The following is a 14,807-nucleotide window of genomic DNA, read 5'->3' as shown; positions in this document are numbered from 1 at the left end:
AGTTGATGAAAATTGCAATTATTGGCTGTGGATATGTAGGTAGCGCGATCGCTCGCCTTTGGCAGCGACAGGGACATCAGGTTACAGTTACTACTACTACACCAGAAAAAATTAGCAAGCTCGAAACAATTGCCGATTGTGTGGTACTTGCAAAAGGTAACGATCTAGAAACGCTACAAAAACTAGTAAGCGATCGCGAAATGGTGTTACTAAGCGTCGGTGCTAAAAGTCGCACTATAGACAATTATCGTCAATCTTACCTAGAAACTGCCAAGAATGTAGTTAAGGCGATTGAAACCGCCCCCAGTGTCAAACAGCTTATCTATACGGGCAGTTATGCAGTTTTAGGGGATAAAAATGGAGCGTGGACTGACGAAACCGCACCAGTCAATCCTGCTAATGAACATGGCGAAATCTTGTGTCAGACGGAGTCAGAATTATTGTCGGTACCAGAAAACCAAATGAAATCATCGAGCGGTCAGCGTTCCGTTGGCGAAGCCTTCTCTGAAAGAGTGGAAACCTCGGAACTACGCTCGCTTAAAGTTTGTATTTTACGTTTGGCGGGAATATATGGCGAAGGTAGGGAATTAATTAAAATATTTGGGCGGGTGGCTGGTACGACTCGCCCTGGTAGCGGAGATGACTATACTAACTGGATACATTTAGACGATATTGTCGGAGCGATCGAGTTTGCCAGACAGCGAGAGTTATCAGGAATTTACAATCTCGCTAGTGACGAAATTTTAACTACTAAAGAGTTTTTAGATCGCTTGTTTAAAGTTCACGAACGTTCGCCAGTAAATTGGGATGATTCGCAAACTTCAGTTCGTCCTTATAATACTAAATTATCCAATCAAAAACTAAAAAACGCTGGCTTTCGATTGGCTCATCCGCAGTTGGTATTTTAAATGGATATGAAGATCGACAAACGAAAGTTAAAGCGTACCAAAAATAGACGGAGCGTGCCGTCTATTTTTAATCAGAAAAAGCGATCGCCTAACAAATTTTTAAAGTTTTTCGAGCATCCATTCAGCGATTTTTATCACTGGTTGCTGGTAATTACTTGGACGAGCTTTTTACTATTTATCGTTTTATTTTATTTAGCGGTTAACATTATTTTTGCCTATGCCTATTTAACTACCAAAGATGGTATTGCCAACGCCGATCCCGATTCATTTAGCGATGCTTTTTTCTTTAGTATTCAAAGTATGTCTACTATTGGCTACGGCGCAATGTATCCTCAAACCATATACGCTCAAGTCTTAGTTACTGTAGAAGTTTTAGTAGGTTTGATTTTAGTGGCGATGGCAACGGGACTAATCTTCGCTCGTTTTGCTCAGCCGAGTGCTAGAGTAATGTTTAGCAAGGTAGCAGTTATTTGTCCTTTTAATGGCGTACCCACTTTGATGTTTCGGGTAGCCAACCAAAGAGATAATCGAATTATTGAAGCTCGTCTTAAAGTCAGTCTGCTCAAAAATCAGATTAGCAGTGAAGGTATAGAATTAAGACGTTTTTATAATTTAGAGTTATTGCGATCGGAATCTCCCAGTTTTCGCTTGAGTTGGCTAGTTATGCACCCCATAGACGAACTCAGTCCCCTCTACAAAGAAACGGCAGACTCTTTAATCGATTTAGATTTAGAAATTATTGTTATTTTGACGGGTTTAGACGAAACCTTTTCCCAAACAATCCACGCTCGTCATGCTTATCAACCTCAAGATTTGCGTTGGGGAATGCGCTTTGTCGATATTTTGAATAAAACCGACCAATGTACATATACTGTTGACTATAGGCGTTTTAACGAAGTAGTTCCTGCAAGCGATCGCCAATATAAATAAAAAACAATTATGATTGCCATTTATCCAGGTAGTTTCGATCCCGTTACTCTAGGTCATCTCGATATTATCGAGCGAGGTACCAAATTATTTGAATTAGTAATTGTTGCCGTCCTCTCCAACCCTAGTAAGCAACCTTTATTTACTGTAGAAGAAAGAATCACACAAATTAGTTACTCAACCAGGCATCTACCAAACGTCAAAGTTAATAGTTTTAAAGGATTGACTGTAGACTATGCTAAGTTAACTAATGCAGGAGTTTTATTAAGAGGGCTGAGAGTCTTGTCTGACTTTGAAAAAGAATTGCAGATGGCTCATACTAATAAAACTCTGTATCGAGATATCGAGACAGTATTTTTAGCTACTGCCAAAGAATATAGTTTTCTAAGCAGCAGCGTAGTCAAAGAAATCGCTCAATTTGGAGGCTCGATCGAGCATCTAGTTCCCGAAAATGTGGCTAAAGATCTCGATCACAAGTTTCAAGACATAGCAAAATAAGCGCGATCGAACTTTTAAAAATAACAATAAGGTGAAGAATTTCGACAAAAATTATAAAGTTAACGTATAACAGATAGCAATAAAAAAATTATTAAGCAATGTTGCATTCCGAACCCGTCCAACAAGATCGACAAATGCAGCGATCGGAAGCCTCGACCAATATAGCAGAAGCTGGGAAACCAGATTTTAATATTTTTCGCGAACTCGAGTATCTTCAAACTTTAATTATGAACGGGACTCACGTACCTCTTACAGAGTTAGTCGTACTCGACCGCCAGTCTTTGTTAGATTGCCTCGAAATAATCAAACGTAATTTACCTTCTCAGCTAGCAATCGCCATCGATATGAGCGAGCGTCAAGAAGAAATCGTGCGTCAGACAGAAATATATGTTGAGAACATGGTAAGTGCTGCCGAAGCTAAAGCTGCCGAAATTGTCGAAGAATCTACTGTAGTACGTAAAGCCGAATTAGCAGCAGCCAAACTCAAGCTCAAAACAGAGCGAGAATGCGAGCAGATGCGGCAGATGGCACTTACAGAATACCAAGAAATTTTGGCAGGTGCCGATAGCTATGCCGATGGTGTCCTGGGCAATATCGAACAGCAGCTCAACGATATGTTGAGCGTAGTTAAAAACGGTCGCCAACAGTTAAGTGAAGAACAGTTGTTGACTGAAGATAGAGAAGCAGAAAGTGGCAATAAACAGGAAGAAATTTAACCGAGAAAATAGTTAGTAAGTAGATGGACTAAATTAAAGTTAACTGTAAGGATTAGAAGACAGGAGTAACAAAGGTGAAAAAGTGATGTACTAACTTTTAATTATTTTGTATTTAATTTCTGTCTACTTACTTAAAGGAGTAAAAATAGTTTATTCATGGCGCAGAAAAGGAACTGCAACCAACTTTCCTATTGCCTCGCCCACTTTTACCTGCAAACCCTCTCCCCCTGCGACAGAGCGTACGTAAGCCAAACCGCGTACTCCATTGGGAGTGTCCGTACAGCTAGTTAAAACACCTATCTTGCTATTTTCAATAGATAAGGGTGTTCCAGGCTTGACAGCTTGACTTAGTTCAATTCCCCAAAGTTTCTGTTTTACACCTTTGTAGGTATTCAAACGAGCAATAGTTTCTTGACCGATATAACAACCTTTATCAAATGAAATTGTTTGCCACAAACCTGCTTCTAAAGGATTGTAATCTTCGGTAAGTTCTAGGTCTGGAGTGGGTCTTCCTTGCTGAATTCGCAAAGTTTCCCAAACTCTCTCACCTGCTGGAATAACTCCCAAGGTCATTAATTTAGACCAAATTTTTGCCGCTCCCTCACTCGGTACGAATAAGGTGTAGCCAGGAGTTACCAAACCGCTTCCTACAGCAGTTCTGACCGCAACACTATCTATAGACAATAATTTATGATTACCATTGCTATGTCCTTCAAGAGAGTCTAGATCTAACTGAGCTAAAAAAGCCGAGCTTTTATTACCGATAAGGCTAAAAACTGCATATTCTGTCGAAACATCGCTAAGTTCGACTTTATCGAACGGAAAAATAAAGCGATCGAGCCATTCTAGCAACTGCCGACGGCGATTGGGGGCAACTAAAATTAAAACGTCATCTTCAGTTATCAAGGCGGTAGCTAAGTCGAGAGTGCGAGCGGTAGAAGTCACGAACACCGTATCGCAACCCTGTCCTGCCTGGAGACTGGCAAAATCATTAGTGCTTTGATTGTGTAGATAGCGCAAACGGTCTTCCCCGCCAACTTTTAATACTCCCCAATGAGAGCGATCGCATAAAATAACGCGGTCTTCTATAGCCGATAGTGCCTGTCGGTCGTTATTAAAACTCAAGGGAACACTATTCGTATCATCCAAAATCGCTCCTAATTCTTGCTGAAGCTGACGTAACTTTTTCATTGTTTTAAAAATTATCGTTTGTCTATCTGGTTAAAGCAGAAAAAAATCTATCTTTTACTTGCATTCGCGCTTCGCGAATCGCCGTTGCCTATTGCGGCAAAGTTTCAAACACTCTTCTTACTGCCTGTTGTGCTTTAGATTCGAGTAACTGCCAATCTATTTCACCAATATCGTCTAGTAAACGAGTATCGATTTCGACTTTATAAGGACGAGGGTCGTCTTCACTAAACAAATGTCGAACGGGATTGTATTCTTGAAAACAGACACGATAACATAACTCCCACACATCAACCTCAATATGATATTGCTGTTTGGTCAAACAAAGATGATAGCCAGGAATGGGATCGCTTACTTCTTTGTAAGTTCCTTTCCAATCAGATGTTTCTAATTCTTTGCGGATATTATCTACAACTCTCAGCAAGGCAGGCTGCATCAATATCTGCGCTTGTTCCCAAGCCAGTCTAGTTTTGAAAGATGGTTTGCTCATAAAAGCGCGATCGATTTTAAATGCGATTTGTTTCTATTTTATTAATTTATGGCAGTCTGCGATCGTAGCTTATGTGGAGTTTGAGTAGCAAGGCAACTATAAGTTTTTTTAGTCTCTCTCAAAATATATTTTTAAAGAATTGCCAAACAGTATAAAAACTGTGTCACTATACTCAAATAAGTTGGAAACTCAAACTAGTTTCCTTTGGTAAAGATTAGCTGTTCGCACACAAATATCTCTGAGAGGCAAAATGCTACTAAAAAAGGCTTTTTACTCGCTGCCGCACGATACACGCCGCTTACTGTTTTCCCAAACCAAACCCCAGGCATTCAAAAGAATGCAACAAATGAGAGCGATCGATACGATTGGTGGTTGCTCTTATAAACCTTTCGATCGCCATCAGTGTATTTTTGTACACGTACCAAAGGCAGCAGGGGTATCTATATGTAAAGCACTATTTGGTAACTTTGCAGGACATCATACAACCCTATCAAAATATCAATTGGTTTTTTCTCAATCGGAATTCGATCGCTATTTTAAATTTACTTTTGTGAGAAACCCCTGGGATCGAGTTTTCTCGGCATACAACTTTCTTCAGAAAGGAGGCTTGACTAAAGAAGACAAAAGATGGGCAGCAGCAGAAATTGCTCCTTTTGCGAGTTTTGATGACTTTGTGCGGATGGGACTGCACAAACCCATTATTCAAAAATGGAGGCATTTTAGACCACAAGTAGATTTTTTATTGATTCCAGGTAGTAGTAAGCTACAAGTAGATTTTTTGGGTTTTTTTGAAAATCTTCAAGAGGATTTTCAATATGTAGTCGATAAGCTAAACATACATGATATTCCTGATTTGAAACACGAAAATGCAACTAATCCCCATCAAAAACTAGACTACAAAGACTTTTACACCGACAAAACACGCAATATTGTTGCTGAGATATACAAAAGCGATTTAGATATTTTTGGTTATAGTTTCGATAATTCTTCGCTGCGATCGCAAATTAAAAATCGCTATTAACGAGCGACCAAACAACAATATGTAATTACAGTTACTAAAGCAAGTTTGATATATCAATGTTTACAACATAAAATTAATATGCCATACAAATAGTTCAATTTATCAACCTCAAAGCCTGTTTTATCCCTCTTATGTCAGACTCCGAAAACTTTTGCCATTTATAAATTCTGTAACCCTGAACTACTATGCGATAAGCCTGCGGCATGGCTTCGCTACGCGAAATTTTTTCTTAATAGAAATTTTCTCGGACGAGCAGATGACGAAAATTTGATTGCCAATGGCTCAATCCATTAATGTCAGTTGCTTTGAAAATCTTCTATTAATAGGAAATATCGGAAAGTGACAGAAGAGGGATAAGCTGAAATATCAAATACAATCAAGGGTATCTCTGAGAGTTGATAAATAACTCCTCTTAATTATAGGAGATACCCTTATCTTAGGGCTGTTTCTATAACTTACGCAGGAATCGCAGAGATAAGTAAACTGTTGGTAATTTTAACAGTTACGAAATGAAAACTAGTGTCTGATACGATTCTACGCTTGTTAGTCTACTTACTTACCATTCTTAGTTAGATCCGAACAGTTCCGCCATCAAAAAGCGGTACAGTCATGGAAAAGTTTTCGCCATAGGTTAGCTTTTGCTCTTGGAGAATGCCGATCGCAATTTTTTCGCCTAAGCGTATCGATTCGATATAGTCGGTAAAGTAGTGAACTCCTGCCCAGTTTCGACCAATAGAGATATTGGCAGCTAACTTATTTAACTCTCCTTCTACCGTTAGAGGTTTATCTAGTTCTACTTTCTCTAAGCACGAGCCATTATCGCTAGTTTGATAGCAGAAAGGTAGTTCCGCATCAGCATCGAAGAAAGCCTTGAGAATAGTCACGCAAGCCCCAGCTACAGTGGCATGACCAGCACCATAAGCGGGGTGCATAGGCGAACCCTCGGGAAATGCCATTGGTAGTAAGAACGAGTTGGCATAGCCATTATTGCGGTCGTGAGCGCGATCGCTAAATTTACTATTTTGTTCTCGGTTGTGAGCCGCTACTGCTTCGAGTAAATCGGCTCCCAAACCATCGACTAAAGTTTGAATAACTTCAATGTCTTGAGTATCGTTGTTACAATAACGAGTTACCCAACCTCCTACGACTTCGGGACGCAAGCGGCGATGGACGTTAAATTTTTGGAACCGTACTGCTTTTAAAGCTCTGGTTGCTACTTCGGTAACTAACGAGAGAATGTGAGGACCTCCAAATTGAGCGAAGCCTTGCTGTTTATCCAGAAAATCTGGAGCTTGAAAAGGAATACCAGGATCGAACTTTACACCCAATCCCAACAGAATTAAGCAGGCATTGAGATAAGCTTCATAGAGTGCGTCAAAATGAACGTAGGTAGCCAAATCTCTGGGAGTGGTAATAAAGCGATAGCCAGGATTGTTGCAGTATGTTTCTAAACCTCTAACGTCGGCTCCATTTTGTACGTCTACCCAGGCTTCCCAGGTAGTCATATAATCCTTAAACGGTTCTGCTATTCGCACTCTTTGGTCGATTCTAAGAGAGCCATACTGAATTAATCCATCGGAAAACTCCTGAATAGTTGGATTTGCATCTTTAGTATTTATTCCTCGATTGCCTACAAGTATAAACTGAGAAAGATAAGGACCGACACGATCGCCAGGAATGATACCACGAAAAACCGTTTGCCTGGTAAATGGTTCGCGCAGCCTGGCTCGCTCTGCTGTTGATAAACTTAGTAAGTCGGGAGTGCTAATCCAAGGAGAGGCATTAAGTCGCTCGATGGCGTTTTCTACGCCGCGATCGCTTTCAAAATTAGTAAAGGGAACATCTCGTAGTAGTGCCATCGAATATAGCTCTAGCATTTCTGCTACTAACTCCTGACTATTTAAAGTAGGAGCGGGAGGGATGGTAACAGCTTGAGCATCGGGTCCTTCTAAATCGAAGGTTAAACCTGCCCCTTGACTTTCCCAGGCTCTAACATCTTGTCCCCGTGCGATTTGCGACTCCCATTGAGGAAATTCAATCCCATCCATTCCAGGAGGACCGAGGGGCGTATCTTTAAAATCTCGCAGATCTCCAGAATCTATGCCCCGCACTAACTGCTGATAGTCGGCTGGATTGGAAATTATACCCGTTTCTGGGTTATGTGGTAATCCTTTGGTAAAGTTGCCTAAATGAGTTAGCTTACCTGCTCGATCGCGGTACTTAAATTCTTCACCGTTACTAACATGGGCGGGATGCTCTCTCATGCTAGCTAGTTTGGCAGCATCGTGACGAATTTGTAAAGCTTGAAGTTTTCTGGGTTGCATATTTAACAGTCTCCCAATGTTGGTTTGGTTATCACTTAATTTGTATGTTTTGTTTGAGCGTTTAATGCAGACATAACAATTTTTTGTCAGATGGTACGATAGGCAAAATCAATACTCATAGTCGTACCGCGCTCTTTAATAGCTTGAAACGCGATTTAACTATTTAAATACAGCGCAATCGAGAAAAAGTAGGGAAGTAGGGCGGACAAATTTTAACTGTCGTTCTGAAAAAATAAACTGACTCTGTTTTTTGTTCGGTACAGAGAGAGCGATTAAACTGGCAATATCGCCAAATTCAGAACGCGATCTGACATCAAAAATCACCCGATCTTCAAGCTTGAGGCGATGGTGATAGCGCGATCGCTTCTCCTAATGGCTCGATACGTCCTAAAGCGCTTACGACATCGATCTCTGGTATTGCGGTAACTGGCTCTATCTCTGCTTCATTAGAACCGACACGACTTATGGCATGATAGCAAAACTGCTAACAATTACTAAACCCGCTAGAGAAAGTAAAATTACTAGCTGCTTGCCTGATTTTGGAGCAAGAATATTATCGCTAATTTTGGTTTCGCCCATTTTTAATTGAGTAATTAGTAATAGTTTTTTGAATAACGAAACACTTACGCTCGCTTCTTGCCTATTGTTCCCTTTTTTTTAAATAAATATTTGATAGTCAATCAGAGATAATTACATCGCCAGTAAAGAGTTACTACGATTGTGAATATCGCAATTAAAAAACATGTTTGTCTCAGATAGCGTGAAATTCTTGCTAAGCTTACATATTTAAAAATGTAAAAACTTAATGCCTTAATGCCTAATGCTCAAACCGCTCGAAGTGTAGACTACGCACTCGACAAATGTTACAAATATAATATACTGTTAATTGGTATAAATTGAGGGTAGAGGGGAAAGGGTTGACGTGACAACATAATTTCTATCTCTCCTGTTCCTTTGCTATAGCACGAGTTTCTCTAGGGAGAATGCGCTATTCCCCTCTACTGGCAAATGCCAAGATCTATGATTCAGATTCAGTTCTACTTAAAAACCGATCGTAAATAGTAATAGATACAAATAGGAGAGAAAGAGACAATAATTCCATAATTGCTCTCCTCCGATATAAAGTCACCAAGTTTAAACTGTAGGTTTGGTAACTACCATATAGATTAAAACGTCTTGCTTGCTTTTGTCAACTAAAGGCACGCAAAATTAAGCTGTAATGTAACATCTAAATACAAAAAGCGATCGCTGAATTAGCAATTTTATTTACTTGGTTCTCGATTAGATTAAATTAGTCTGAAGTTTATGTATTAAAAGTAACTGCACGTCATAAAAATTTATCTTCAAATACATCCACCGCTAGTAAGATTTAGGCGATCGAGACAGAAAACTTACTACAGCATAAATTTCGTAAAAACAATGAACAAATACATTGCAGAATTTATCGGAACTTTCTGGTTAGTTGTCGGTGGATGTGGTAGTGCGGTTTTAGCTGCCGTCTTTACTTCTGAAGGAGCTACCATCGGACAAGATACTTACTTTCCTTTAGGTATTAGTTTGGTGGGAGTTTCTCTAGCATTTGGTTTGACTGTATTAACTATGGCTTATACGTTTGGCAATATTTCAGGCTGCCATCTCAATCCTGCTGTATCTTTTGGACTATGGGCGGGTAAGCGATTTTCTGGTAGTCAATTATTGCCTTATATTGTTGCTCAAGTTCTGGGTGGAATTTTGGGTGGATTTATCGTCTGGTTAATTGCTAGCGGCAACGCAGACTTTTCTCTTACTGGTTCTAATCCTCTGGCAACTAATGGTTATGGCGTTCATTCTCCTGCGGGGTATCCACTTTGGACTTGCTTGATTACCGAAATTGTCATGACTTTTATGTTTCTAATAATTATCTTTGGTGCCACAGATTTACGTACTCCTGCTGGTTTTGCACCTATTTCTATTGGTATGGGGCTTACTTTAATTCATCTAATTAGTATTCCCGTTACCAATACCTCTGTAAATCCCGCACGCAGCACTGGTGTTGCCGTGTTTGCTGGTACAGAGTTAATTGCTCAATTGTGGCTATTTTGGGTAGCTCCAATTGTAGGTGCGATTCTAGCGGGTTGGGTTTATAATAAGTTTTTCTCGGTAACTAGAGCCGAACAAACTACCAAACAAGCCTTAACCGATCGCGACTACGAAACCAAACCAGCAATTGACGAGTAAAAAATATACACGCTAAAGTCTTTTATACTCGCACTACTCCTCTTTTTTTTCTACTTTGTCCATTTGGTATAATCACAATCGCGATAATAATTTGTCGTTTGATTAAATAGATAAATATTTAGCTTTTGTTATTTATATGCCACTAATTAAAGTTCAGTCATCAATTGCCCAACCTGAAAAATCTACGGTAGAAAGTTTACTAAAGAGTCTCTCTGCCGATCTGGCCAAGCAGATAGGCAAACCCGAATCATATATCATGACTGCTTTTGAAGCGGACATACCCATGACTTTTGCAGGAAGTTTAGATCCAGTTTGCTACATAGAAATCAAAAGCGTAGGTACAATGAATTCGGAGCAGACTTCAGCTATGAGCCAACATTTTTGCCAGCAAATTAGCGAAAAACTAGGTGTTCCAACCAAACGCATCTATATTGAATTTGCTGACGCACAAGGCTATATGTGGGGCTGGAACGGTTCGACTTTTGGTTAAACGGTGGGTTAAAAACAAGCTAGTTATCATCGTCGCGATCGCCATAACTATTGCTATTGGCGTTTCCAATTTTCCTGCTATAGCTATTGAAAATACCTCAAACTTAAGTTCTATACAAGGCGCGATTGATTTTCACGTCCATTCTGCACCAGACATTACTCCTCGCAGCGTTGATGATTTTGAGCTAGCTAAGATGGCGGCAGATGAAGGCATGAAAGCAATTGTCTTAAAAAATCACGTTACTCCTACAGCAGATCGAGCAATATTAGCTAATAAAATCGTACCCAATATTCAATTGTACGGAGGTGTAGTACTTAACTATGCCGTTGGGGGTTTGAATCCCGATGCGGTTGAGATAATGTATAAAATCGGCGAAGGTAAGGGAAAAGTTGTCTGGCTGCCAACTATTGACGCTGACTATCACCGCCAGATGTTTCACAAACAGGGACGAGGTATTAAAGTTGCTAATTCAGGCAAGCTTTTACCAAAAACTCTAAAAATTTTAGAGTTAGTTGCCAAGTACGATTTAGTTTTGGAGACTGGTCATATTTCCCCAGAGGAAGTCGAACTAGTGGTTGAAAAAGCCAGAGAACTTGGTATAAAAAAGATCTTAATTACCCATGCGATCGCTGATGTTCCTGGTTTATCTGTTACCCAAATGCAGCAAGTAGCAAATATGGGGGCTTTTTTGGAGTTAACCTATGTCAATTATTTAATGGGTAAAAATTCACCAATTGAAGCACATCAAAACTGGCAGCAGGTATCGATCGCAGATATGGCAGCAGCAATTAAATCTATCGGTGCAGAACATTTTGTCTTGAGTACCGATTTAGGACGCAGTTTCGATCCCAAACCCGTTGTAGGTTATCAAAAATTTGTTACTGAATTGAGCGCAGCGGGAATATCTCAGTCTGAAATTGAGATGATGAGTCAGATTAATCCCAGTCAGCTATTAGGTATTAAGTAAAATATTTTAATGGCGATCGCCTAAAATATTAAAGCGATCGCCAAATTTTATTTAAACAGCATTATGCTTGGTTGTTAATCGATATCAATAGATGTTGGCGAACCACCAGCAGGTGTAGTAACACCGCTACCCTGACGATATTCAGCATACAGGCGATCGCGCCAGGCAAAAAACGGTTCGTAAACGATGTTATCGGCTAAACCTGGAATACCTTTTCCCTGTAGCTGTTCGGGAATATCGAGATAAGAACCTGCGGGAAATTTTAACAAGATACTCAAACCAGCTACGGCTAAATCTGCCAGAGTCGGAGTATCGCCGACTAAATAAGGTCGTTCTTCTAAAATCAAACATAAAGCTTCTAAGTCTTGTTGCAGACCTTTTGTTGCTTCTTTAACGGCATCGCCGCCAAACCCAACACCAGCACCCAATACGTCTAAAATTTCCCCAGGAATGGCACCGACTACGGTTTTGAGAAAATCGGGAGTATCTTTAGGTAATAGACCAGCGCGGAAGTTCTGATTTTTATTTAAAGCACCAACAAAAGCTTTACGACCTTTGAGGGCAATAGATTCATCTGCCCATTCTTCAATTAGCAGACACTGTCCTTTAGCTAGGGGGTCTGCAGGTATTATGGGGCGTTCGGGGTATTTACGGTCTAAATAAAAGGCAATTTCTGTAGAGTCGGCAATATAAGTGCCGCCATCTTTGAGTACGGGAACTTGGCGACTACCAGACTTTTGCAACAATTCTATTTGTCCAACGCCAGGAGTAACTTCAATTTTGCGATATTCTAATTGTTTGTAATCGAGAATGAGGCGCACTTTTTCGGAATGATGAGATAGCTCAAACTGATATAACTCCAGCATTGGTTCTCCTTGAGATAATTTGGGGTTAACAATCGTTAATTTAGCTTTGTTTGATTATCTATTACATCAATCAAAGGTCAAAAGTCGGGCAGATTTTTATAATTTATTAAGCTTAGTTAGGTGGCGATCGCTTTATATTCTCGTCGTTATCCAATACTAAAATAGTAATATTACTCGATAAAACCTAGATCGAACCTTTAATAATGACCGTATCTCATCCCGTAGATTTTCAAGAAGCTTTTGACATCATTGTAGTTGGCGGTGGACATTCAGGCTGTGAAGCAGCTTTGGCAGCAGCAAGATTGGGCTGTCGGACGCTAATGCTGACTTTAAATCTCGATAAAATTGCCTGGCAACCCTGCAACCCTGCCGTAGGAGGTCCTGCTAAATCCCAATTAGTTCATGAAGTCGATGCTTTGGGCGGTGAAATCGGTAAAGTTAGCGATCGGGCATATTTGCAAAAACGAGTGTTAAATTCTTCTAGAGGTCCTGCTGTCTGGGCATTACGGGCGCAGACCGACAAGCGAGAGTATGCGGTGATGATGAAACAAATCGTGGAAAATCAAGAAAATTTGAGTATCCGCGAGGGGATGGTTACAGATTTGGTTTTGGGTAAAAACGATGAAGTTATTGGTATTGAAACCTACTTCGGTACCTGTTTTGCTGCTAAAGCCGTAATTCTCACTACAGGGACTTTTTTAGGTGGCAAAATTTGGGTCGGTAATAAATCAATGCCAGCAGGCAGGGCAGGTGAATTTGCTGCCGAAGGATTGACTGAAACTCTCAACCAGTTAGGGTTTGAAACGGATCGGCTTAAAACAGGTACGCCAGCCAGGGTAGATAAGCGATCGGTCGATTACAGCAAAATGGAACCGCAACCGCCAGACCCAGAACTACGCTGGTTTAGTTTCGATCCCGAAGCTTGGGTAGAGCGCGAACAAATGAACTGTTACCTAACTCGCACTACTGCCGAAACCCATCGCATTATTAAAGACAATTTGAATTTATCACCCGTATATGGCGGTTGGGTAGATGCCAAAGGACCGCGCTATTGTCCGAGTATTGAAGATAAAATCGTGCGCTTTGCCGATAAAGCCAGCCATCAAATTTTTATCGAACCCGAAGGTAGAGATATTCCCGAACTCTATATTCAAGGCTTTTCTACTGGTTTGCCAGAAAAGTTGCAGTTGGCGATGTTGCGGACGCTGCCAGGAATGGAAAACTGCATTATGCTGCGTCCTGCCTATGCAGTGGAATACGATTATTTACCCGCTACCCAATGCTATCCGACACTAATGACCAAAAAAGTTGCGGGTTTATTTGCCGCAGGACAAATTAACGGCACTACGGGTTATGAAGAAGCTGCGGCACAGGGGCTGGTAGCGGGAATCAATGCGGTAAAATTTGTCAAAGGAGAAGCCGAGGTTATCTTCTCCAGAGAACAAAGCTACATCGGTACTCTAATCGACGACCTTTGTACCAAAGACCTGCGCGAACCTTATCGTATGTTAACCAGTCGTTCGGAATATCGCCTGGTGTTGCGTTCTGATAATGCCGATCGCCGTTTGACTCCTTTGGGTAGAGAAATTGGCTTGATAGACGATCGCCGTTGGCAGTTATATTCAGAAAAGCAGGCGAAAATCGCTGCCGAAAAAGAAAGACTCTACGAAACCAGAATTAAAGAACGAGATGATGTCGGAGTAGCGATCGCAACCGAAACCCAACAAAAAATTAAAGGTTCGATAACCCTTGCCGATCTATTACGTCGTCCTGGTTTCCACTACACAGATCTAAAGCGTCACGGTTTGGATAATCCCGAACTGACTTTGTATGAAACAGAAGGGGCAGAAATCGATATTAAATACTCTGGCTACATCAAACGCCAGGAAACTCAAATCGAACAAGTCAGCCGTCATGCTAATCGCAAACTTGCTCAAGATCTCGATTATCTAGCCATTGAAACCCTATCAATGGAAGCCAGGGAAAAACTAAATAAAGTAAAACCCCTAACTATCGGTCAAGCCTCTCGTATTGGTGGAGTAAATCCAGCCGATGTTAATGCTTTGCTGGTTTATTTAGAACTTAGGTCGCGATCGCTAGTGAAAAATAAATAAAAATAATTAACGCGATCGCTTTGACTCATAAAAAGAGCGATCGCGTTGAAAAAGCATTGCTATATATTTAGAACGTGACAA

13 protein-coding genes are annotated in these 14,807 nt (G+C 40.5%); 9 read left to right on the top strand and 4 right to left on the bottom strand.

Annotated elements, in window-relative coordinates:
• The first annotated feature begins 5 nt into the window (after positions 1-5).
• The 4 genes from KV40_RS22555 to KV40_RS22540 all read left to right on the top strand — a co-directional run bounded on the left by KV40_RS22555 (position 6) and on the right by KV40_RS22540 (position 3,049).
• A complete protein-coding gene (locus KV40_RS22555; protein WP_036486214.1) occupies positions 6-908 on the top strand; it encodes an SDR family oxidoreductase in 903 nt (300 codons plus the stop codon).
• 54 nt (positions 909-962) lie between these two features.
• Positions 963-1,838 carry an ion channel gene (locus tag KV40_RS22550; protein WP_253274354.1) on the top strand — a complete coding sequence of 292 codons (876 nt, stop codon included), beginning with the start codon at positions 963-965 and terminating at the stop codon, positions 1,836-1,838.
• A 9-nt stretch (positions 1,839-1,847) separates the two neighbouring features.
• Complete coding sequence (coaD, locus tag KV40_RS22545) at positions 1,848-2,333, top strand: pantetheine-phosphate adenylyltransferase (protein ID WP_036486213.1); 486 nt, start codon at positions 1,848-1,850, stop codon at positions 2,331-2,333.
• Between the two features lie 98 nt (positions 2,334-2,431).
• Positions 2,432-3,049, top strand: a complete 618-nt coding sequence (locus KV40_RS22540) for a hypothetical protein (RefSeq protein ID WP_036486212.1) — start codon at positions 2,432-2,434, stop codon at positions 3,047-3,049.
• A 150-nt stretch (positions 3,050-3,199) separates the two neighbouring features.
• Here KV40_RS22540 and KV40_RS22535 read toward each other — a convergent pair whose 3' ends face one another.
• Positions 3,200-4,240 (bottom strand): folate-binding protein YgfZ, encoded by a 1,041-nt coding sequence (locus KV40_RS22535; RefSeq protein WP_036486210.1) that lies wholly within the window; start codon positions 4,238-4,240, stop codon positions 3,200-3,202.
• 88 nt (positions 4,241-4,328) lie between these two features.
• Positions 4,329-4,727, bottom strand: coding sequence for a hypothetical protein (locus KV40_RS22530; protein ID WP_036486208.1), 399 nt, complete (start codon positions 4,725-4,727; stop codon positions 4,329-4,331).
• A gap of 250 nt (positions 4,728-4,977) precedes the next feature.
• Here KV40_RS22530 and KV40_RS22525 point away from each other — a divergent pair, with 250 nt between their 5' ends.
• The gene (locus KV40_RS22525; protein ID WP_052055837.1) at positions 4,978-5,748 is read left to right on the top strand and encodes a sulfotransferase family 2 domain-containing protein; all 771 of its coding nucleotides are present in this window, start codon (positions 4,978-4,980) and stop codon (positions 5,746-5,748) included.
• A 569-nt stretch (positions 5,749-6,317) separates the two neighbouring features.
• Here the strand turns inward: KV40_RS22525 and KV40_RS22520 are convergent.
• Positions 6,318-8,072, bottom strand: a complete 1,755-nt coding sequence (locus KV40_RS22520; RefSeq protein WP_036486206.1) for a vanadium-dependent haloperoxidase — start codon at positions 8,070-8,072, stop codon at positions 6,318-6,320.
• Between the two features lie 1,419 nt (positions 8,073-9,491).
• Here KV40_RS22520 and aqpZ point away from each other — a divergent pair.
• The 3 genes from aqpZ to KV40_RS22505 all read left to right on the top strand — a co-directional run bounded on the left by aqpZ (position 9,492) and on the right by KV40_RS22505 (position 11,746).
• A complete protein-coding gene (gene aqpZ / locus KV40_RS22515) occupies positions 9,492-10,289 on the top strand; it encodes an aquaporin Z (RefSeq protein WP_036486204.1) in 798 nt (265 codons plus the stop codon).
• Between the two features lie 136 nt (positions 10,290-10,425).
• Positions 10,426-10,779 carry a phenylpyruvate tautomerase MIF-related protein gene (locus KV40_RS22510; protein WP_036486202.1) on the top strand — a complete coding sequence of 118 codons (354 nt, stop codon included), beginning with the start codon at positions 10,426-10,428 and terminating at the stop codon, positions 10,777-10,779.
• Positions 10,772-11,746, top strand: coding sequence for a DUF6282 family protein (locus tag KV40_RS22505; protein WP_216595672.1), 975 nt, complete (start codon positions 10,772-10,774; stop codon positions 11,744-11,746). The genes KV40_RS22510 and KV40_RS22505 overlap by 8 nt, the downstream gene beginning before the upstream one ends.
• A gap of 74 nt (positions 11,747-11,820) precedes the next feature.
• On the opposite strand, the gene KV40_RS22500 is transcribed toward KV40_RS22505, so the two are convergent.
• Positions 11,821-12,612 (bottom strand): glutathione S-transferase family protein, encoded by a 792-nt coding sequence (locus KV40_RS22500; RefSeq protein ID WP_036486200.1) that lies wholly within the window; start codon positions 12,610-12,612, stop codon positions 11,821-11,823.
• A 203-nt stretch (positions 12,613-12,815) separates the two neighbouring features.
• Here KV40_RS22500 and mnmG point away from each other — a divergent pair, with 203 nt between their 5' ends.
• Positions 12,816-14,726 carry a tRNA uridine-5-carboxymethylaminomethyl(34) synthesis enzyme MnmG gene (gene mnmG, locus KV40_RS22495; RefSeq protein ID WP_036486198.1) on the top strand — a complete coding sequence of 637 codons (1,911 nt, stop codon included), beginning with the start codon at positions 12,816-12,818 and terminating at the stop codon, positions 14,724-14,726.
• Positions 14,727-14,807 lie beyond the last annotated feature (81 nt).

Source organism: Myxosarcina sp. GI1, from assembly GCF_000756305.1.
In the GTDB taxonomy this organism is placed as follows: Bacteria; Cyanobacteriota; Cyanobacteriia; order Cyanobacteriales; family Xenococcaceae; genus Myxosarcina.
The sequence above is the reverse complement of the archived record's forward strand: the minus strand, read 5'-3'. Positions and strand labels throughout refer to the sequence as shown.